The organism is Mesorhizobium onobrychidis (genome assembly GCF_024707545.1).
Classification (GTDB): Bacteria; Pseudomonadota; Alphaproteobacteria; order Rhizobiales; family Rhizobiaceae; genus Mesorhizobium; species Mesorhizobium onobrychidis.
Genome location: NZ_CP062229.1, coordinates 2,857,073 through 2,876,594, shown reverse-complemented (window position 1 = coordinate 2,876,594; position 19,522 = coordinate 2,857,073). Strand labels below are relative to the sequence as shown.

The following is a 19,522-nucleotide window of genomic DNA, read 5'->3' as shown; positions in this document are numbered from 1 at the left end:
GGTTCCCCCCTCAAGCATTTTTCTGGAAGGCCGGCTGCCTGGCAAAGAGCTGGCGAAAGACCGGATAGATGTCGGCTGCGTTGGCGATACGGCTCATCTGGAAATTCGGCCATCTCTGGTTGACAGCGCTGTAGGCGCGCCAGAGCGAGGTTCCATTGTCGGTGCTGCCGAAAATATGGCTCTCGCGTTCGTCGATGATCTCGACATAGGCGAAATACTGGCACAGGCGCATGATCTGGCCGTCCATGAGACCGATGCAGCGCTCGGAATCGGTTACGAAATTGTCGCCGTCCGATGCCTGGGCGGCATAGATGTTCCACTCATTGCTGGGATAGCGTTGCTCGATGATGCGGCGCATCTCCTCGAGTGCCGTGGAAACGACCGTACCGCCGCTTTGGGTATTGTAGAAGAAGGTCTCCTCGTCCACCTCCTGCGCCTCGTGCGTATGGCGGATGAAGACGATTTCGGTGCGGTCATAGCGCCGTTTCAGGAAGAGGTGCAACAGCACGAAGAAGCGCTTGGCCAGATCCTTCTCGCGTTCGCCCATCGAGCCGGATACGTCCATGAGACAGAACATGACCGCATTGGCATTCGGCACGGGCTGGGCGTCGAAACGGTTGAAGCGGATGTCGACGGGGTCGACATAGGCGATCCGCTTCCGGCGGCGCTCAAGTCGCTCAAGCTCTTCCCGCAACGTTGTAATGCGCTGGTGTGCCGCCGCGCTCTGGGGCTCTGCCTCCAGGATTGCGAGTTCCTTCTCAATCGCATCAAGTTCCTCGCGCCTAGGACGCCTGAGCGCAATCCGGCGACCATGGCTGTGTCGCATCGTGCGCCCGACATTGATGTTGGTCGGCGAACCGGTCGCGGCGAATCCGGCCCGGCGCGGCTTGAAGGCAAGTATCTCCTTGAGGTTGAGCTTGACCATGTCGGGAAGTTCGAGATCCTCGAAAAAGAGGTCGAGCACCTCCTCGCGTGAGAGCACGAAACGAAAATCGTCCTCCGAGACCGTTTTCCCCGGAGACGAGCCGCCGCCGCCCTGGCCGGGCTTGGGAACCCGGTCGCCCGGGGCGAAATGCTTGTTGCCCGGCAGGATGTGCTGCCGCCTGCCGCTGTCCTTCGCATCGCTGAAGCTCGGCTCTGCTGTGCCCCTCGCCGGCATCGAGACGGCGTGCTCGCTGTCGACATCGGCGATCTTGCCGATACGGATCCGATCCCGGATGCTTCGCTTCAGCTCTTCGCGCGCACGCTTCAGGAAGCGCTGGCGGTTGCCGAGGCTCTTGTCCTTCGGGTTCAGTCGGCGATCGACAAAGATCGGCATGGAACCATCCCGGCCGGACTCAGCCCGCCTTGTTCACCCGCATGTACCAGTCCACCAGCCGGCGGACCTGACGTTCGGTGTAACCGCGTCCGACCATCCGATGCACGAACTCGGTATGCCGCTTCTCCGTTACGCTGTCCTGCTTGGAGCCGAAGCTGATCACCGGGAGCAGATCCTCGACTTGGCCGAACATCCGCTTCTCGATGACTTCGCGCAGCTTTTCATAGCTTGTCCATGACGGGTTGCGGCCATGGTTCCTCGCCCGGGCGCGCAACGTGAACTTCACGACCTCGTTGCGGAAGTCCTTGGGATTGGCAATGCCGGCCGGCTTTTCGACTTGCGACAGTTCGTTGTCCAGCACCTCGCGGTTGAGGATCTGGCCTGTATCGGGGTCTTTGTAGTCCTGATCCTCGATCCAGGCATCGGCGTAGGCGATGTAGCGGTCGAACAGATTCTGGCCGTATTCGCTGTAGGATTCCAGATAGGCCTTCTGAATCTCATGACCGATGAACTCGGCATAACGCGTCGCCAGTTCCGACTTTATGAAGTCGAGATAGGAGGCTTCCGTTTCCTTCGGGAACTGCTCGCGCTTGATAGCCTGCTCCAGAATGTACATCAGATGCACAGGATCGGCGGCCACTTCCTTGGTGTCGTAGTTGAATGTCTGCGACAGGATCTTGAAAGCGAAGCGTGTGCTAACGCCGGTCATGCCCTCGTCGACTCCAGCGGCATCGCGGTATTCCTGAACCGACTTCGCCTTGGGATCTATGTCCTTGAGGTTCTCGCCGTCATAAACGCGCATCTTCGTGTAAAGCGGCGAATTGTCGTGCTCGGCGAGACGGGTCGAGACGGTGAACCGGCTGAGAATGTCCAGCACCTCCGGTGCACAGGGACTGGAAGCCAACTCGCTTTCGCGCAGCAGCTTTTCGTAGATCTGCCTTTCTTCGGTGACCTGCAGGCAGTACGGCACCTTGACCACCAGGATACGGTCGAGGAACGCCTCGTTGTTCTTGTTGTTCTTGAACTGCAGCCATTCCGACTCGTTGGAATGGGCTACGACGATGCCCTGATAAGGGAAAGATCCGAAGTTTTCCGTACCGTTGTAGCTACCTTCCTGGGTAGCGGTCAGCAACGGATGGAGGACCTTGATCGGCGCCTTGAACATCTCGACGAACTCGAGCAACCCTTGCGTGGTCCGGTTCAGGCCGCCGCTGTAGGAATAGGCGTCCGGATCGGATTGGCTGAAATGCTCGAGTTGTCTTATGTCGACCTTGCCGACCAGGGCCGAGACGTCCTGGTTGTTCTCATCGCCTGGCTCGGTCTTGGCGATGCCGATCTGGCGCAGCCGCGAAGGCATCAGCTTGACGACGCTGAACTTGGAGATGTCGCCGGACAGTTCATCGAGGCGCTTGGCCGCCCACGGCGAGATCAGGCCGTTCAGCCGGCGCCGCGCGATGCCGTATTTGTCCTCCAAAAGGTCGCCCATGCGGTCAGGATTGAAAAGCCCGAGCGGCGATTCGAAAACCGGGCTGATCTGGCCGCCCACCTTCAGCGTATAGATCGGACGCTGCTCCATCAGCTTCTTCAGCCGTTCGGCGAGCGAGGACTTGCCGCCGCCGACAGGGCCAAGCAGGTAGAGGATCTGCTTGCGTTCCTCGAGTCCCTGAGAGGCATAGCGGAAATAACCGGCTATGCGCTCGATCGTGTCCTCCATGCCATAAAACTCGGCGAAGGTGGGATACACCTTGATTGTCCTGTTCGCGAAAATGCGGCCGAGCCGCTCATCCATGCTGGTGTCGACCAGGGTAGGCTCGCCGATCGCCTCGACCATCCGTTCGGGCGCCGAGGCATACATCGATTTATCCTCGCGGCAGGCAAGGAGATATTGCTGGATGCTTATCTCCTCCTGCGCCACATTCGTGTAAATCTCCGAAAACAGATCGAAGACGTCGGACTGGTTCTCGCGCATGGTATCCTCGCCCCGGCCGGTCTGGTTGCTGTCGCCCTTCATTCAACTGTCGGAAAGCCTTTGTGGTTCCCTATCATCACGTAGTGCGTCTGCGACCGGATGTTAGGGGTCCAGACAGATATAGTGAACGCCTGGAAGTCAGCCAGCGAATGGCTCGCACAATGGAACGTTTCCGAGGGATGTCCATTCTTCCACCAGCGCTTGCCGAGTGCAACAGCCCGCTGTGAACAAGCTGATTTTCTGGAGGAATGAACCATGCCGCCTGCGCTCAGCAGTTGAATTGGCGGTGCATAGGTCATTCGGTGAAGAGATCTACACTGCGCTGTCCACCCCTGCATCAGGAGCAACGGTTTCGCTCCTTCTCGGCAACGAGGGAAAGGAGATGTTCCATGTTCGAGAACAGTATGTGGTTGATCGTCGTTGCTGGCGGCCCGCTACTGCTAGCAATCCTGATCGCTTACGCACTCCTCACGTGGCGCCGTCGGGGGCCTGCAGAGCGCAGAGAAAGCGATCGGGCCACTCAGCGACTGTATCGCGAGGAAAAGGACCGGCCGGGCCGAGGCAGTTGAGAACCGTATCGGCAGCTCAGACTTTTGTCTTGCTGCTGCTAAACTCCAACACTTTCGGGCCAAAGCGCCCGGATCTGCTTCGGCAACGCGTCTCGCACCTTGGCCGACTGGCCGAGGTCGACATGCCTGGCGAGAACCTTGAACACGGATCTCGTCGCATCCTCGGGATTCACGGGTCGAGTGGATTTCATCTCCTCGGCCACCCGTTGCAGGAATTCCTCCAACGAACGGCTGCTGGTCGGCAGATCACGCGGCCGATACCGATCATAGTAGGTCCCGCGCACGAGAAGCGGCAGCCCCGCCCCCAAATTGGCAGCCAGTTCGGACTGCAGCCAATCCCGCAAGGTGCGTAAAACAGCTCCCAACATATGCCAGGCAACGCGCCTATCGGGCCCGTGATCGGCCATGATCTCGTCCAGCCAGATGTTTGTCGTCTGCAGGGTTTTGTCAAAAACTTCCAAACCGGTTGCGCTCATCGTCGCTTCCGCCAACGCCAATGCAATTGTGGCCTTTCCCTACCAGGAGGGCGCGACCGAGATCACCGCACCGGCGGAGAAGATCGTCGACCTGCCGGCGGGGAGGAACCACCACTGGACCAAGGACGTGACCGCCTCGCAGGACGGGACAAAGCTCTATGCGACGGTCGGATCCAATTCCAATGTCGGCGAGAACGGCTTGGAGGAAGAGGAGAACCGCGCCGCCGTGCTGGAAATCGATCTCGCTTCGAAGCAGTCGCGTCTCTTCGCCTCCGGGCTGCGCAATCCGAACGGCCTGTCCTGGAATCCGGAAAGCGGCGAGCTCTGGGTCGCCGTCAATGAGCGTGACGAGATCGGCAGCGATCTCGTGCCGGACTAAATGACCTCGGTGCGGGATGGCGGCTTCTACGGCTGGCCCTACAGCTATTTTGGCCAGCATGTCGACGATCGCGTCGAGCCGCAGCGGCCCGACCTCGTCGCCGAGGCGATCAAGCCGGACTATGCGCTCGGGGCGCACACGGCTTCGTTGGGCCTGACCTTCAACACGGGCGACCTGTTCGGTCCTCAATACAGGAATGGCGCGTTCGTCGGGCAGCATGGCTCGTGGAACCGCAAGCCGCACAGCGGCTACAAGGTGATTTTCGTACCGTTTACCGGCGGCAGGCCCTCCGGTCCGCCTCAGGACATCCTCACCGGCTTCCTCAGCGAGGACAACAAGGCTTTTGGCCGTCCTGTGGGGGTAGCGATAGACCGGAGCGGCGCCCTGCTGGTGGCGGATGACGTCGGCAACAAGGTCTGGCGGGTTGTTCCATCTCAGACACAATCGACACTTTGAGCGGTTGGTGCTGCCGGCGACCCGATGAGGAAAGCGATAGGACACCGCTTGCCATTGCCTGTCGGACACGGTGTTCCGGCGCCGATCAAGCCGAAATCAAGATGTCGGCACCGGTCCGCGCCCGCGTACGTGCCGGACCCTCTGACGCATACGATCGGCAAGAGAAGCGATCGAGCCTTGCGCCGTACGCGCCCCAAGAACGGATTGCAGGACGACACCCTGCGTTGCGAATTTGTGCTTGAACGACTCTGCGCCGCACAGGAAATCGACCGTGCCCAAGCCGTGATCGATCGACCACTGTATGTAGTCCATCATCAGGATCATGCCGGGCGACGCTTGGCTGAAATCCGGATCGAAAGTGGTCACGAAGGCCATCATGGTGTGGTGCTGGACGAAGTTGATGGAGACCGCGACCATCGCGCCATCGCATTCAAGTACGAAAATGCGCAGCACGCCAGCGCGCGCCAGCGCGTCGACGAGTGCGGCGAGCACTGGCGCTCCCTCTTCGAAAAGTTGGGATTCACGCTTGCGCTCAACCAGCCATCTGCGCTTCAGGGCAGAGAGCCGGTCCAGTACCGGCTGCAGTGGCTCGTCTGGCGCAAGCAGGCGAAATTTCATTTCCCCGGCTTCTTCCAACGTCTTGACGCCGCGCCGATAGTTCTGCCGCGTCTTTTTCGATTGCTCCGCGAACCACGCGGCTCCGCTCTTCCACTGTCCGGCGACGCGATAACTGACTTCCTCTCTGTGATTGGGGCGAAGCCTGATCCCGCCGGAGGTATCCGGAGTGAAAATTTTGCGGACCGCCGCACCCGGCAAGAGATGATTGAGAAAGGCAATATCGAAGCCACCGGCGTCACAGATCTGGGCCCATACGTCCTGCAGGGCCGATAACGAGCATTCCGGAGCAACGAGGATGTCCCCGTAATCGGTATAGCTGCTGGCCGCCCATTCGAGAAACCGCAGGCCTTTGCGCTTGCCGATCGTCAGGGGAACGACGGCAACCAGCCTGTCACCGTTCCAGACCAGGCCGATCCGCAGCGCGCGCTGGTCACGCTCCGCTACGGTACTCCACCATGCCGAAATCCAGGCATGACTCTGAAAGATCAGCCCATCGGTGCGATGCCAAAGATGCATCCAATCGGCTTCGATCGCAGCCAGGCGATCCGCCGAACGGACAACTTCCAGGCGCTCTGCGCTCGAAGCGTCAATCGAAACAATGGTGTTCATGAAGGGGAACGATCCTGTGGCTGAGCGATGACATCGGGACGCTTCTGGAACAGTCGGACGACATGCCCTCCCATCTTCTTGAGCGGCAGGATGTAAAGCCCAAAGAGCGACTGATAGTCGCGCACATCGCGATCTATCAGGCCAAATTTGAGGTCTTCATCCGGATCCGGGACAAACTGCGTCCCGAAGAGGCGATCCCAGAACGAAAACAGCAGGCCAAAATTCTTGTCGTAGTGGCGAGGGTCGATGCTGTGGTGCACCTGGTGCCAGTGCGGACACAAGATGATGTTGTTCAGCGGGCCGAAGGAAATCTTGAAATGGGTATGGCGAACAAAGTCCATCATCAGGATGTTGCGGATGACATAGACGTTGATGCCGAAGATAGCGATCTCTACTGGATCGAGCGCGATCAGGCTCCAGATGCCGAAGCAGATCCCCGGGATGACGCCATCCCAGATACGGTTCATCAGGTCGTCCAGCGGATGAACCCGATCCTTGGTGATTCCCACCATCACCTCTGCCGAATGATGCACTTTGTGCAATTCCCACAGGAACGGGAAGTGGTGCTGGGCGACATGGTAGAGATAGTACGAAATATCGTAGGCGATCAGCATGGTTGCGGTGAAGATGACGATCGTCACCGGTCCGGCCGGGCCGTCGATGAGCGGCGCCTGGATATCAAAGAGCCAGCCGATTGCCTGGTGAGTCCCATAGCCCACGGCGGCAACGAAAGTGACGCCGGCAGGGATGAGCAGGAAAGGCATTATCGCCCGTTTGGTGACCCAAAATAGAACATCCGCTCGCGCCGACGGGTGCAGGATGACTTCCGCCGGGAAAGCGAAATCGAAAAAGTCCCTGAGGGATTTATGCTCGACGGTTCGCCAGTAAGCGATCACCGCGCTGCCCAGTGCTGTGAAAAAAAGCAGGCCGAGCGTCAGTAGATTGACGTTCGCAAGCTTTTCCACAATCAATCTGGCGAATTCAGAAAACATCGGTGCAGTGGCTCCTGGGCCGTGAGATGGCGATCCGGCGAATTGCGAAGCAAAAAACTTGCCAAATCCACTGCATGTTGCCCGCAACCAGGTGGCTATTGCGGCTGCAACGAGCAAAGCACGCCGGATTTGTGCCAGAACTAGCAGATCAACCGTAACAAAACGCTAAATGCCCGAGCGTAATTAATCTCGAATACGGCCGGAACACCGGATAGGCTGCTCTGCAGCGGCGCCGGGCGCTGTCTTTACGACGGGGGGATTGCCGCGAGGTGGATCTTAATTCCGTCTTCGCCCACTTCGCCGTGCCAGGCGATGCGTTCGGCAGGCTGCCTGGCGCCAAAACGCGGTGAAACCCAGCCGCCTTGCCCCGGTGCGTCGCCGCCGGCGCGGATCTCGACCGCAGCGTCCGGAAAGCGAATGGCCATCAGCGGCTCATCGCCGCGCCGCACCATGATCGTGCTTCTGTCCCGGTTGGTGCCGAGGCCGGCTGCGAGTTGAAAGACGACCTCGGCCACGCGCCTGCCGCCGAGCAGTTGGTCGGTCACGACGATCCCGTCGGCCTGGTGCATCACGGTGCGCTGATGCACAACGCCGAAGCGGCTTCTATACCCGTCATGCTGGGCGCGCAGCTTCCAGTGCGTTCCCGGCTCGCTCTCCACCAATGCCGCAGCCGCCTTGTGCGACCAGTTGAACATCCCGGCGATGATGCTTTGGCTTTTGCCCTCGATATTCAGCGTGTTATGCGCCGGTGTTGAGCGGAACCAGTCGCGCCAGACGCCCCCCGAACCGTAGAGCCAGGTGCCGGGGTCGACCAGCACCGGCTCGCCATCGACGCACAAGGTGAGCGACAGCGCGTCGGCATGGCCGTGAGCCGCTATCGAGAGATAGCCGAGCGGGCCGTGGTCGAATGTCAGATCGATGCCGCGGCCGTTCATCTCACCGCGCCAGACGGAGAGCCCGCCTTGCGTGAACGTTTGCAGCCCATGCGACGCCGGTGCCGGTTCCGACGGCGTGCCAAAGAAAAGCGCACGAAAATCGTCTGGCGCCGCCGCCTTGCCCGGCATCCGTAGAAAGCCATGGATGGCGGCGGCGACGGATCGGACATAGTCCGGGTCGTCCCCGAGCGTCAGCACGCGACCTTCATCGTTGTCGCCAAAACCGGCGGCTGGTGGGAGCCAGGCGACGAAATTGGCAAATGCGGCCAGACGCGCTTCGACGGGCGAGGGAAACGGCGTTCCGGCCTGGCGTGCCGCAGCGGCGCACAGCAAGATGAGTTCGGCGGTGAAGGCCGCATATGTCGGGGTCTGCTCGGCACCGGCGCCATCGGCGAGAATCTGCTTGCGCGCCTCAGCCAGGAGGGCGCCGCGTGCAGCGTCGGAATCGGTCCCCAACGCCAGGCCGATCAAATACTCGCCAGCCAGTTCTGCGACGAGATGGTTGTTGGCGGAGGAAAATCGAGAAGGGAACCGCGGCAGCCAATAGGCACTTGCCGCTAGTATTTCACCCACTTGCTGCCGTGTCGCCGCGCCCAGTCGGTCGCCGACGAGGTCCATGGTGACAATCAGGCTGATGGCTCGCAGCGCTACTTCGATACCGGAGGCCCAGCAAACCCCTCGAAACGGCGGATTGGCTGAATGCCAGCTGTCGATCGCCGCCTCTATGGCCATCCGGGACCGGTCGTCGCCGGCGAGAAGCAGGTGGGCGGCCAGTGGCGGCAGCTGCTGCAGCCGGTTGATCTCCCAAACATATTTTACATCGCCGCGGTCGCCGCCATGGCGAAAATCGATATCGAAAGTATGGGTCTCGGGGCCCGGCCAAAGCCTGCCGGTCACCGGATCAAGGCGCCAAAGCTCGGGAGGAAACAGCCGATCGGAGTCGCGCCGTGGCCATGTCCGCCCAAGTGCGGAAAACTGGCCCCCAAGCGTGTTTTGCGCCGCCGCCGCTGTGGCTTGCCGTTGTGCCGGTGTCGCAGCCAGCGCAGCATCGCGCAATCCATGCAGCACCGGGTGCAACTGGGGCGAAGCAAAGCGCTCCCAGCCATCGTCGCGGCGGCGCGAAGCGATCCTTCGACGCTGCTCGCCCAGCCGGTGCAACACCTCAGCCGGCTCCATGCCGCGCAACCGGTTGATGTACCAGCCGATTCTCATACGCGCTCCGCCAAGGTTTCGATTCTTATATACCATGCTGTCGAAAAGCCGCGCGACGGCAATCCTCCTTTTCCGATCCTGCGGTTAATATCTCCGAGCATGATACGGAGACTGGCGATGAGAAGGATGGCGTGTGTTGCAGCGTGGGTGCTCGGCATGGCGATAGCCGCCAACGCTGCGCCGATCCCGCTCCAGCGCGGCGTTGGCGTGCATGAATGGCTGAACTGGTCGTCGGTAGACGACGATGGATCCTACCGTTGGCCGCCCTATCGCAGCGAGGAGGAATGGCGCGCTGGACATAGGCCGCTCGCCGATTGGCCCGGCGGCGACGCGTTTGCGCGCATTCGATCGATGGGCTTCGACTTCGTCCGGCTGAGCGTCGACCCCGGTCCTCTGCTTGCCAGCGAAGGCGCCAAACGGCAGCAGGCGCTGGACATACTTGCCGCCGCGGTCGAGCGGGTCACGTCGGCCGGACTTAAGGTGGTTTTCGACCTGCACGGCGTCACCCAGGTTCCGGCCTACAGCATGGAGACGATCTATGACGGTGCCGACAGCGAGGGGGTTGCCAGCTATCGCGAAATGGTTGTGGCGGTCGCCACCATGCTGGTCAAGGTTGGCACCGACAAGGTAGCCCTCGAGCCTTACAACGAGCCGGCATACTACCCCTGTGATTCGAGCGGGAGCGATGACTGGCAGCGGATCATGGCAGACACGGTCCGCGATATTCGCGCAGTCAGCAGCGAACTCACCATCGTCGCAACAGGCGCCTGTGGCGGCAGCATTGCCGGACTGGTCAATCTCACCCCGGGGTTTGACGATCCGAACCTCTACTACAGCTTCCACATGTATGAGCCGCACAGTTTCACGCACCAGCGGCCCGACGGGACAGGCGCCTTCGCCTCGGGCCTGCCCTGGCCGGCCGACAGCAGTACGCCCGAAAAGGTGACCGAAACCCTTAAGGCGCAGATGGACGCGGCCGGCTTGAGCCCGGTCGAGCAGGTGATGAACATGGTCGCGGCGGGTGAAGCAATCGCCCGATATTTCGAGCACAATTGGGGCCCAAGCCAACTCGAAGCGAGCTTCCGTCAGGCGGTCGACTGGGCCGAGGCGCATGGCATTCCAAGCCGGCGGCTCTTCATGGGCGAATTCGGCGCCATCCTCATGTCGGCGGACGGCCGAATGGGCGCGTTCGACGCTGACCGTCTGCGCTATCTCACGGCGGTGCGCCAGCAGGCGGAACGCTTCGCGATACCATGGTCTGTCTGGGAATTCTCCAATCCCTATGGAATGACCGTCATCCGGCCCGAAGGGCCTGCGGTCCCGGACCAGGAGATGTTGCGGGCACTGGGCCTGCCATAGCCATTGCGCCTCTTGGCGGATGAGCAGCCGGGCGGCAACGCCAATCCTGTCCCCGCGACAAGCTGGCGATCAATCACGCGACGGCAAGAGCTGCCGTCTCCGGCGGCAACCCTCGGTAGCACTTCATTCAGGACCGGCAGAGTCCGATCGAACCAGTCAGCCCAGCGTAGAATCACCTTGGCGGCTTTTTCCTCGCGATCCGGTTTCGTCGGCAACCAAGTGTTTAATACATTCGTCGTAAATAGCGGCGCCAATACGCGCGCCCAGGGAAGAGATAATGTGTGGAATTGCCGGCTGGATCGGGCCGAGGGTCGAGAATCCACAAGATCGGGCCGCCAGAATGTCCAGCACACTGCGGCATCGTGGTCCCGATGCCGAAGGCATCGAGTTCTTGGACTTGAACACCGGCGAGAACCAGTTGGCATTGGTGCACCGCCGGCTGGCGATTATTGACCTAAACGCCGAATCAAATCAGCCGATGCATATCGACGACGGCCGTCTCAGAATTATTTTCAACGGCGAAATATACAACTATATCGAGTTGCGCCAGGAACTGATCGACCTCGGTCACCATTTTCGAACGCGCTCCGATACCGAGGTGCTGCTCAGAGCTTATGCTCAGTGGCACTTGTCCATGTTTGACCGATTGAGCGGCATGTTCGCTTTTGCGCTCTGGGATGCTCAGAGGCACGAATTGATCCTCGGCCGGGATCCCTTCGGCAAAAAGCCCCTTTACCTCATGCAAAGCGAAAAATTGCTGTCCTTCGCCTCGGAGATCAACGCTTTGCTGTCATCGCAGCCAAATGCGCAGCAGCCCGATCTGGACGCTGTGCACGAGTATCTGCGTTGGCGTTACGTGCCTGGACCGCGCACGCTTTTTAAACAAATCCGCAAACTCAACCCCGGAAGCTATGCCGTTTGGTCGCAAGGAACAGTGACGGAAACGCGCTATTATACGCCTTCAGATCAAACGGATCTGACCGAGGATATCGACGACGAAACCGCCAAGCGACGATTTCTGGAACTGCTCGACCATTCCGTCGAGATCAGAATGCGCAGCGATGCACCCTTTGGCGCCTTTCTCTCCGGAGGCCTCGACTCGTCAGCAATCGTCGCCCTGATGACCAAGCATAGCGACAAGCCCATTCGTACATTTTCGGTCGGTTTCAGCGAACCGGCTTATAGTGAACTTCCATTCGCCCGACGCGTCGCCGATCATTTCAAGACTGATCATTGCGAACTGGTCATTGAAGCGGACGACCTGATTGACCACTTGCCCAAGTTGGTCCGCCATCTGGGGGCGCCCGTTTCACAAAGTTCGGACATTCCAATTTACCTGATGTCGGAGCGAGCTTCGCAGGACGTCAAGATGGTGCTCACAGGGGAAGGGGCAGACGAGATTCTCGGCGGGTATCCCAAACATCGCGCAGAGTCACTGGCTGGAATCTACCGGTCGCTCGTTCCAGCCTTGCTCCACAACAACGTCCTCGCCCCTCTGATACGCGCCATGCCTGGCGCATCGGCCAAGTTCGATACGTTTGCCCGAAGCGCGGGCGAAAGGGACTTTGCCACCCGGATGATCTCCTGGTTTGGAGCCATGACAGCGCGGCAACACGGTCGCCTCACCGGTGCGCCGGCCAATTGCGGCAATCAGCGTAACAACGTCCCGTTCTCCTCAAGCGCGAAGGCATCCCATCTTCGCCGGGCGCTGTTTTTCGATCAGACATCGTGGTTGCCAGACAATCTCTTGGAACGAGGCGACCGGATGATGATGGCCGGTTCAATCGAAGGAAGAATGCCGTTCCTCGATCGCGATCTGGTTGCGTTCGTCAGCAAATTGCCGGATCGCTACAAGGTGGGTTGGCGGAACGGTAAGCTGATCTTGCGCAACAGCATGGCCAACATGCTTCCTGAGGAAATTCTCAACCGCCGCAAGATCGGGTTCAAGGTGCCCGTCGCCGAATGGTTTCGCGGGTCGATGAGGAACTACGTGCACGACCATCTTTGCTCCTCTCAATCCGTTATTCGCAGCTATTTGAGCGCGAAATACCTTGATCAAATCGTCTCGGAGCACGCCAAGGGCGCCGCAGACCACGAAAAGCTGATATGGGCGCTGTTGAATTTGGAGATATTCCATCGCGAATTCGAGCTTGGAGCGCCGCAGTGACGCCAATGGGATCGGATGTCGCGCTCGACCCACAGCTGCTCGTCGCAACCTCAGCGTCCGCGTTTACAGGACAGCGTCAGCGCTTGACCGATTGAGCCTTTAACGCGACCGACCTCCAGACGTCGCAGATCGCGCCGACAAATGGTGCGAGCTCAAGCCGTTCCCGATGCACGGCCATCGCGGCAGCACCAAGCCTGGCTCTCAATGCCGGATTCTCGACCAGCCGTGTCAGCGCCTCGGTCAACGCCGCAACATCGCCGGGCGGCACCAGCAACCCGGATTGCTCGTTGGTGATGATGTCCTCCACGGCGCCGACAGGCGTCGTCACTACCGCGAGGCCTGCGGCCATGCCTTCGATGACCGAGACGGGCAGGTTTTCGGCAAAGGAGGGCAGTACCAGAATGTCCGCCGAAGCGATCAGCGATGCGACCTCGTCGGGCCCGACCCAGCCAGGAAGGGTAACGCGCTCGGCAAGGCCCAGTTCGGCCGTTCTCATCCGTGCCGCCTCGACGTCGCCATCGCCGGCGATCGTGGCGCGCCACGTCTTGATCGGCTCCATGCGGTGCAGCGCATCCAGCAATTGCGGCACACCCTTGCGGTCGCCGATGCGGCCAAGGAATAGGATATGGACATGGTCGCCGCCGCCGACATGGGCCAAGGAGGGAACCGCCGTGGCGTTGGGAACGATGACAATTTTGCCGGCCGCCCCAGGTGCCCGGCTGGCGACGAAGTCGCGCCAAAGCCCGCCCAAGACGATCACCCGACCGGCACGCTCGAACAGAGCTTCGATGCGGCGGCTCATGAAACTGCGATCGTCTTTCCAGAATGTCTCATACTGCGCCCCGTGCAAATGCAGGACATAGGGTATCGACAGCAGCCGTGCGCAGGCAGCGATCACCATCTTGCGATAGGTGCTGCCGGAGACCGATATATTGATGTGGACGACATCGGCGCGCTTCGCCAATCGCGCGGCGAGCATCCGCAAGCAAAAATCAAACATATAGAAGATCGAAAACCCGACATGCCCAAGGCCGCGGCTGGCAAGGAAGCGCACATCGATGTCGGCGATCTCCTGCCGCTCGAACTCCTGCTTCAGCGCCCCCATGATGCGGTCGATGCCTCCCTGCCCCGAAACGCCCGAAGGCGTCGCGACAAGCACATGGACTTTTCGATTGTGAACCAGACGCTGCAACATGAGCCCATTTCGGAACGACAAGGCAAAGGTTTCAAATAAGGTCTACGACGAATCCGTTAGTTCAAACTGAATCTGTTCACCCTTTGCCGTCATCGCGCTGGATTTTCCGCCGGTCGACGGTTAATCGAAGATGAATTTCCCGGGGACAACCCTTTGCTGCTCCGCTCCACGCTCATCTATGCCCCGGCGATCCTGCTGACGCGGATTTCCGCGCTGCTCCTGCTGGTCATCGTGACGCGGCTGATCGATCAGACCGAGTATGGCCTGCTGACCCTGGTGGTGACCGTCGGCGAAATGACCGACATTGCCGTCACCAACTGGCTGCGCATCGCTTTACTCAGGCTTGGCGGCAAAGGCGACATCAGCCGCGGCAGCCTGATACTAGCCGGGCGGGTGTTGCTTGCCAGCACGGCGCTGGCGCTGATTATATCCGTGGGCGCCTCGGCAGTGGTCGTGCCGGAGCGCTGGGTCGAGTTCGCGATCGCCGTCTGCAGCTACCTGATCGCCGGCTCCATCGGCCGCTTCGCGCTGACGGTGCTGCAGATGCAGCAGCGTCATTCGGTCTATTCGATGCTCGAGTTCCTGCGCGCCGTGCTGCAACTCGCGCTGCCGATCGGCGCCATCGTCATGTTTCAAGACTCCTTTCTGACGGTATCGCTCGGCTCGAGCCTCGGCGTTTTAATCGCCGGTATCGTGGCGGGCCTATTGGCATCCCGACGCGTCGTTGCCGGTCCGACACGCTTCACCCAAAAGGAGTTCTTCGTCCTCGGTGTGCCCCTGGTCATCATGGCGCTGGTAGGCTTTGGCCTGCACAGCGCCGAGCGTGTGTTCCTCAAGATCTATTACGATGCCGGCGCAGTGGCGATCTTCGCCGCAGCCTATGCACTGGCCCGGCAGCCGATCGATATGGTCGCCAACGCCATCAACATGGGCGCCTTTCCCGAGGTGGTCAGCCGATTCGACGACGACGGGCCTGCGGCGTCGGGCCGGCTGCTGTCGCAATTGATGGCCTTGATGATCCGCCTTTGCCTGCCGGTTGCTGCAATGCTGGTCGCACTCAGCAGCGATATCACTCAGCTCCTGCTGCCCTCCGAATATCACGGCCGTTTCGGCCTGCTCTTTCCGATCATCGCCTTCAGCGTGCTGTGTGCCAATCTCGCGAGCTTCGTCTATGGCACCGTGGTGCATGCGCACAAGCGTCCATGGCTGCTGATCATCGCCAATTCCTTCGGCTCGGTGGCGACAATCGCACTGTCCGTGCTGTTGATCCCCCCGATGGCGGAGGTCGGCGCTGCGTTGGCGCTGGCGGGCGGATCGCTGGCAGGCCTTTTAGCCTGCATCATCATCAGCGAGCGGCTCACGCCGGTGCCGGTGCCTTGGCGCGACATCGGCGTTTCGGTCGCCATCTCGCTCAGCACGGGGCTGGCCGCCAGCCTTGCCAGCGCTCTACTCGGTGATATGCCGGCCATCTTCTCGCTCGTCGCCGGCGGCACCGCTGGCGCAGTGGTTTTCTTCGGGCTGACCTGGCTGTTCTACCCTGCCGCCGCGATGCAATTCGTAGCCAAGCTGAGGGCGCGGCTACGGCTCGCATAGACCCGCGATGGCATTTTGAATTTGCCGTGCCGTAGTCCTGGAAAAGCGGTTCCGACTTCGGACCGATGCTGTAGCCCCAGGCGGTCGCCCTGTTTGCTGGGGCAATCGCTCCTTAAAGATCGACCTTTCGGCGTCCCCGACGGTCCCAGAGCTCCCGGCACAGCAGCGCTGCGTAGGCAGTGTTGGTGTCATAGTAGCGGCGCCACAAGCGTCGCGGCTCCTGTGCCACGCGAAACAGCCACTCCAGACCGGCCGCCTGAACCACTTTTGGCGCCCGGGCAACCTTGCCGCCATAGACGTCGAAACTGCCGCCCACGCCCATGACGAAACTCGGGGTGAGTTTGTCACGATAGCACTTGAGAAAGCGCTCCTTGCGCGGCGTCGGCATCGCCACCAACAGGCAGTCGGCCCCCGATGCGTTGATCGCCTCGACGATGCCGGCCTCGTCTTCCGGCTTGAAATAGCCATTGCGCATGCCGGCGATGACGAGGCCCGGATGATCCCTGGCAAGTCTCATTCTAACGGCATCGAGAACGGATTGTTCGGCGCCCAGGAGGAAGGGCCTGAAGCCACGATTCGCGCAGAGGCTCAACAGATTGATCATGATGTCGACACCCGCTACCCGCTCCGGCAGCGCGACGCCGCAAAGACGTGCGCCCCAAAGCACGCCGATGCCGTCGACGTTAATCACGTCCGCCGTCGCAACATCTTCCCGCAGCTCGGTATTGTTGCGCATGTTCACAAGCTTGGCGACATTCACGACCACATGATGCAGCGGCCGCCGCAGGGTCATCGCCTCATCGGCGATGGCCAGCGTCTCGGCCATGGTCAGCGCATGGATCGGCGCGCCAAGGAACTCCCGACGCCGCGACGCCAACAGGCGATACTGCGCCCATGCCGGGTCGTGCGCGGTCATGCGGCCTCCTCTGCATTTGCAGGAAGCGCCAGGTGTTCGATCGTCGATTTCTTGCCTTCGATGCGGGCGTCGGGCTTACGTGCCTTGCGCCAGGTCCACAAACCCCTTGTGTCGATGAGCTTCTTGTCCTTGAGCGCTTCGGGATCAACCAGATTAAACTGCCGATGGTCGACCAGCAGGACGACGATATCGCACTGGTCGATGGCGGAAAGCGCATCGGTGAAGACGATGCCTTTACCTTCGAGTTCATGCGGCAGCCTATGTGTGTTGGGTTCAGCCGCGATGATCTTCAGGTTGGGAATATCTGACAAAAGCTTCACCACCTCGACAGCTGGGCTCTCGCGCATATCGTCGATATTGGCTTTGAAGCTGAGGCCAAGACAAGCGATCGTCTGCTTGCGGGACGGGTCGAGCAAGGCTTGTATATCCCTGACCACCGACAAGGGACGCTCGGAATTGATCCGGCGTGCCGAAGCCATCAGCCGCGTGCTGTTAGGCGCGGCGTCGATGATAAAATACGGATCGACCGCAATGCAGTGGCCGCCGACGCCCGGGCTTGGCTGGAGGATGTTCACGCGGGGATGCCGGTTAGCCAGATCGATGACCTCCCAGACGTTGAGCGAGAGATCCTGGCACACTGCCGCAAGCTCGTTGGCAAAGGCGATATTGACGTCGCGGAACGCGTTCTCGGTCAGCTTCACCAGTTCCGCGCTTTCGGCCTGGGTCGTGAACAGGTCGCCGGCAACAAAGGTTGAATAGAGTGCGGCGGTGCGTTCCGACGACTTGCGCGACAGTCCACCGATCGAGCGATCGTTATTGATCAGCTCTGTAAGGACCTTTCCCGGCAACACGCGCTCGGGCGAATAGGCGACCAGGACATCGGCCTCTTCGCCATGCGCGACAGGAAATTTGAGGTCGGGCCGCAACTCGGCAAGCAATCCCGTCATGATGCGCGTCGTGCCGACCGGCGATGTCGATTCCAGCACCACAAGGTCTCCCCGCTTCAGCACCGAGGCGATGCTTCGTGCCGCCGCGAGCACATAGCTCACGTCAGGCTTGTGGTCCTCGGTCATCGGGGTCGGCACTGCGATGATAAAGGCGTCCGCCGGCTGCGGCGTACTGAAGGCCCTAAGCTTGCCGTTGGCTACAACCTTCTGGATCAAACCATCGAGATCCGGCTCGACGATGTGGATTTCGCCGCGATTGACCTTCTCGACCACCGCTTCGTTGACGTCGACACCTATGACGTCGAGCCCACGACTGGCGAAGATGGCACAGGTCGGCAGGCCGATATAGCCCATGCCGATAACGGAAACGGTTTTGATCTCAGCCATGATGCAGCAATTCCTCAACGATCCGGCTACTGGCCCGGCCATCGCCATACGGGTTGTGTCGTTCCGCCATGCCGCGATAGGCGGCCTGATCGTCGAGCAGGCTGTTGGCATTCAACAGGATTTTTTGGATATCGGTGCCGACGAGACGGGCGGTACCCGCCGCGATCCCCTCGGGCCGCTCGGTATTCTCGCGCATCACCAGCACCGGCTTGCCGAGCGAAGGCGCTTCTTCCTGCACGCCGCCGCTATCGGTCAGCACCAGATAGCTCTGCTTCTGCAGGAACAGGAACGGCAGATAGTCCTGCGGGTCGACGAGATGGATGTTCCGCACGCCGCCCAGTTCTGCGTTGACCACCGAGCGCACATTGGGGTTGGGATGGACCGGATAGACGATCTGCACGTCCTCGCGCATTGCCAGCCCCTTCAGCGCCGTACAGATACGATGGATGCCGCCGTCGAAATTCTCACGACGATGTCCGGTGACGAGGATCATTTTCTTGGCGGGATCGAGGAACGGGAAGCGGGCGGCGAGTTTTGCGCTCATCAGCTTGTCGGCGTCGATCGCGCTGGAAAAATGCAACAGCGTGTCTATCACCGTGTTGCCGGTCACGAAGATGCTGTTCGCAGCCTTTCCTTCGGCGATGAGATTGTCGCGCGCCTGGGTGGTCGGCGCGAAATGCCAGGTCGCGATATCGCCGGCAATCTTGCGGTTCAGTTCCTCCGGAAAGGGAGAGTTGATGTCGTGGCTGCGTAATCCTGCCTCGATATGGGCGACCGGGATGCGCTTGTAGAAGCCAGCCAGAGCCGCAGTCATCGCCGTGGTCGTGTCGCCTTGCACGAGGACGATATCGGGCTTCGCCTTCTCCAGCACTTCGGCCATGCCCAGCAGCACGCGCGAGGTCACGTCGAACAATGTCTGGCCGGGCTGCATGATGTTGAGATCGTGATGCACCGGCAGGCCAGTCAACTCGATGACCTGGTCGACCATCTCGCGATGCTGGCCGGTGATGCATGTGTCGGTAATAAAACCCGGATGGGCAAGCGCGGCACGCACCACCGGAAAGCATTTGAGCGCCTCCGGCCTCGTGCCGAACACGATCAGCAATTTTTGCCTGGATGGCAGTTTCGGATGTGAAAGGACGTTCATTGCTGATCCTGGTCGCCAGAAGGCGTCGCGACCTGCTGATTATTCGCCACAAGAGCTATAATAGCAGCAGAAGCCGCCTTCGTGACCTTAAATCTTAATATATGATTAACAGCCAAGCCCACGATCTCCTGAGGTAACTCTTATGAAAGACTAGACCGATAGGTATCCTGGCAGAGTAGTCTTGAAAAAGAACATATTCGATTGACTAATATTTTAATCATCGGCCACATCGCCGGATCTCGGCGCTGGAAAAATGAGCTTCTGGTGCGGTTGAACGC

13 protein-coding genes and 1 pseudogene are annotated in these 19,522 nt (G+C 60.4%); 4 read left to right on the top strand and 10 right to left on the bottom strand.

From position 1 onward, the window contains the following. Positions 1-10 precede the first annotated feature (10 nt). From IHQ72_RS14270 to IHQ72_RS14260, 3 genes are all read right to left on the bottom strand, one after another. The gene (locus tag IHQ72_RS14270; RefSeq protein ID WP_258123011.1) at positions 11-1,318 is read right to left on the bottom strand and encodes a YeaH/YhbH family protein; all 1,308 of its coding nucleotides are present in this window, start codon (positions 1,316-1,318) and stop codon (positions 11-13) included. A 19-nt stretch (positions 1,319-1,337) separates the two neighbouring features. Then, positions 1,338-3,287: a PrkA family serine protein kinase gene (locus IHQ72_RS14265; RefSeq protein ID WP_258123833.1), complete on the bottom strand. Its 1,950-nt coding sequence runs from the start codon at positions 3,285-3,287 to the stop codon at positions 1,338-1,340. A 607-nt stretch (positions 3,288-3,894) separates the two neighbouring features. Next, positions 3,895-4,332 (bottom strand): DUF2267 domain-containing protein, encoded by a 438-nt coding sequence (locus tag IHQ72_RS14260; RefSeq protein WP_258123010.1) that lies wholly within the window; start codon positions 4,330-4,332, stop codon positions 3,895-3,897. Between the two features lie 10 nt (positions 4,333-4,342). Here IHQ72_RS14260 and IHQ72_RS14255 point away from each other — a divergent pair. After that, a pseudogene (locus IHQ72_RS14255) lies at positions 4,343-5,167 on the top strand (PQQ-dependent sugar dehydrogenase); the annotation flags it as partial. A 96-nt stretch (positions 5,168-5,263) separates the two neighbouring features. Here the strand turns inward: IHQ72_RS14255 and IHQ72_RS14250 are convergent. The 3 genes from IHQ72_RS14250 to IHQ72_RS14240 form a co-directional block, all read right to left on the bottom strand. Then, positions 5,264-6,394, bottom strand: coding sequence for a GNAT family N-acetyltransferase (locus tag IHQ72_RS14250; RefSeq protein WP_258123009.1), 1,131 nt, complete (start codon positions 6,392-6,394; stop codon positions 5,264-5,266). Beyond that, the gene (locus IHQ72_RS14245) at positions 6,391-7,386 is read right to left on the bottom strand and encodes a sterol desaturase family protein (protein WP_258123008.1); all 996 of its coding nucleotides are present in this window, start codon (positions 7,384-7,386) and stop codon (positions 6,391-6,393) included. The genes IHQ72_RS14250 and IHQ72_RS14245 overlap by 4 nt, the downstream gene beginning before the upstream one ends. A 245-nt stretch (positions 7,387-7,631) precedes the next feature. Next, positions 7,632-9,533: a heparinase II/III family protein gene (locus IHQ72_RS14240; RefSeq protein WP_258123007.1), complete on the bottom strand. Its 1,902-nt coding sequence runs from the start codon at positions 9,531-9,533 to the stop codon at positions 7,632-7,634. Between the two features lie 117 nt (positions 9,534-9,650). Here IHQ72_RS14240 and IHQ72_RS14235 point away from each other — a divergent pair, with 117 nt between their 5' ends. Both IHQ72_RS14235 and asnB read left to right on the top strand, forming a co-directional pair. Continuing rightward, positions 9,651-10,892: a glycoside hydrolase family 5 protein gene (locus IHQ72_RS14235; RefSeq protein ID WP_258123006.1), complete on the top strand. Its 1,242-nt coding sequence runs from the start codon at positions 9,651-9,653 to the stop codon at positions 10,890-10,892. Between the two features lie 277 nt (positions 10,893-11,169). Next, complete coding sequence (gene asnB, locus IHQ72_RS14230) at positions 11,170-13,059, top strand: asparagine synthase (glutamine-hydrolyzing) (RefSeq protein ID WP_502572801.1); 1,890 nt, start codon at positions 11,170-11,172, stop codon at positions 13,057-13,059. 76 nt (positions 13,060-13,135) lie between these two features. On the opposite strand, the gene IHQ72_RS14225 is transcribed toward asnB, so the two are convergent. Next, the gene (locus IHQ72_RS14225) at positions 13,136-14,254 is read right to left on the bottom strand and encodes a glycosyltransferase family 4 protein (protein WP_258123004.1); all 1,119 of its coding nucleotides are present in this window, start codon (positions 14,252-14,254) and stop codon (positions 13,136-13,138) included. Positions 14,255-14,407: 153 nt separating this feature from the next. Between IHQ72_RS14225 and IHQ72_RS14220 the strand changes: the two genes are divergently transcribed. Further along, complete coding sequence (locus IHQ72_RS14220; RefSeq protein WP_258123003.1) at positions 14,408-15,847, top strand: lipopolysaccharide biosynthesis protein; 1,440 nt, start codon at positions 14,408-14,410, stop codon at positions 15,845-15,847. Positions 15,848-15,959: 112 nt separating this feature from the next. On the opposite strand, the gene IHQ72_RS14215 is transcribed toward IHQ72_RS14220, so the two are convergent. The 3 genes from IHQ72_RS14215 to wecB are packed head-to-tail and all read right to left on the bottom strand — an operon-like array spanning position 15,960 to position 19,244. Then, on the bottom strand, positions 15,960-16,763 hold the full coding sequence (locus IHQ72_RS14215; RefSeq protein ID WP_258123002.1) for a WecB/TagA/CpsF family glycosyltransferase: 804 nt from the start codon (positions 16,761-16,763) through the stop codon (positions 15,960-15,962). Beyond that, positions 16,760-18,097, bottom strand: a complete 1,338-nt coding sequence (wecC, locus tag IHQ72_RS14210) for a UDP-N-acetyl-D-mannosamine dehydrogenase (RefSeq protein ID WP_258123001.1) — start codon at positions 18,095-18,097, stop codon at positions 16,760-16,762. Before wecC ends, IHQ72_RS14215 begins: the two co-directional genes overlap by 4 nt. Further along, positions 18,090-19,244: a non-hydrolyzing UDP-N-acetylglucosamine 2-epimerase gene (wecB, locus tag IHQ72_RS14205; protein ID WP_258123000.1), complete on the bottom strand. Its 1,155-nt coding sequence runs from the start codon at positions 19,242-19,244 to the stop codon at positions 18,090-18,092. The genes wecC and wecB overlap by 8 nt, the downstream gene beginning before the upstream one ends. Between the last annotated feature and the right edge of the window lie 278 nt (positions 19,245-19,522).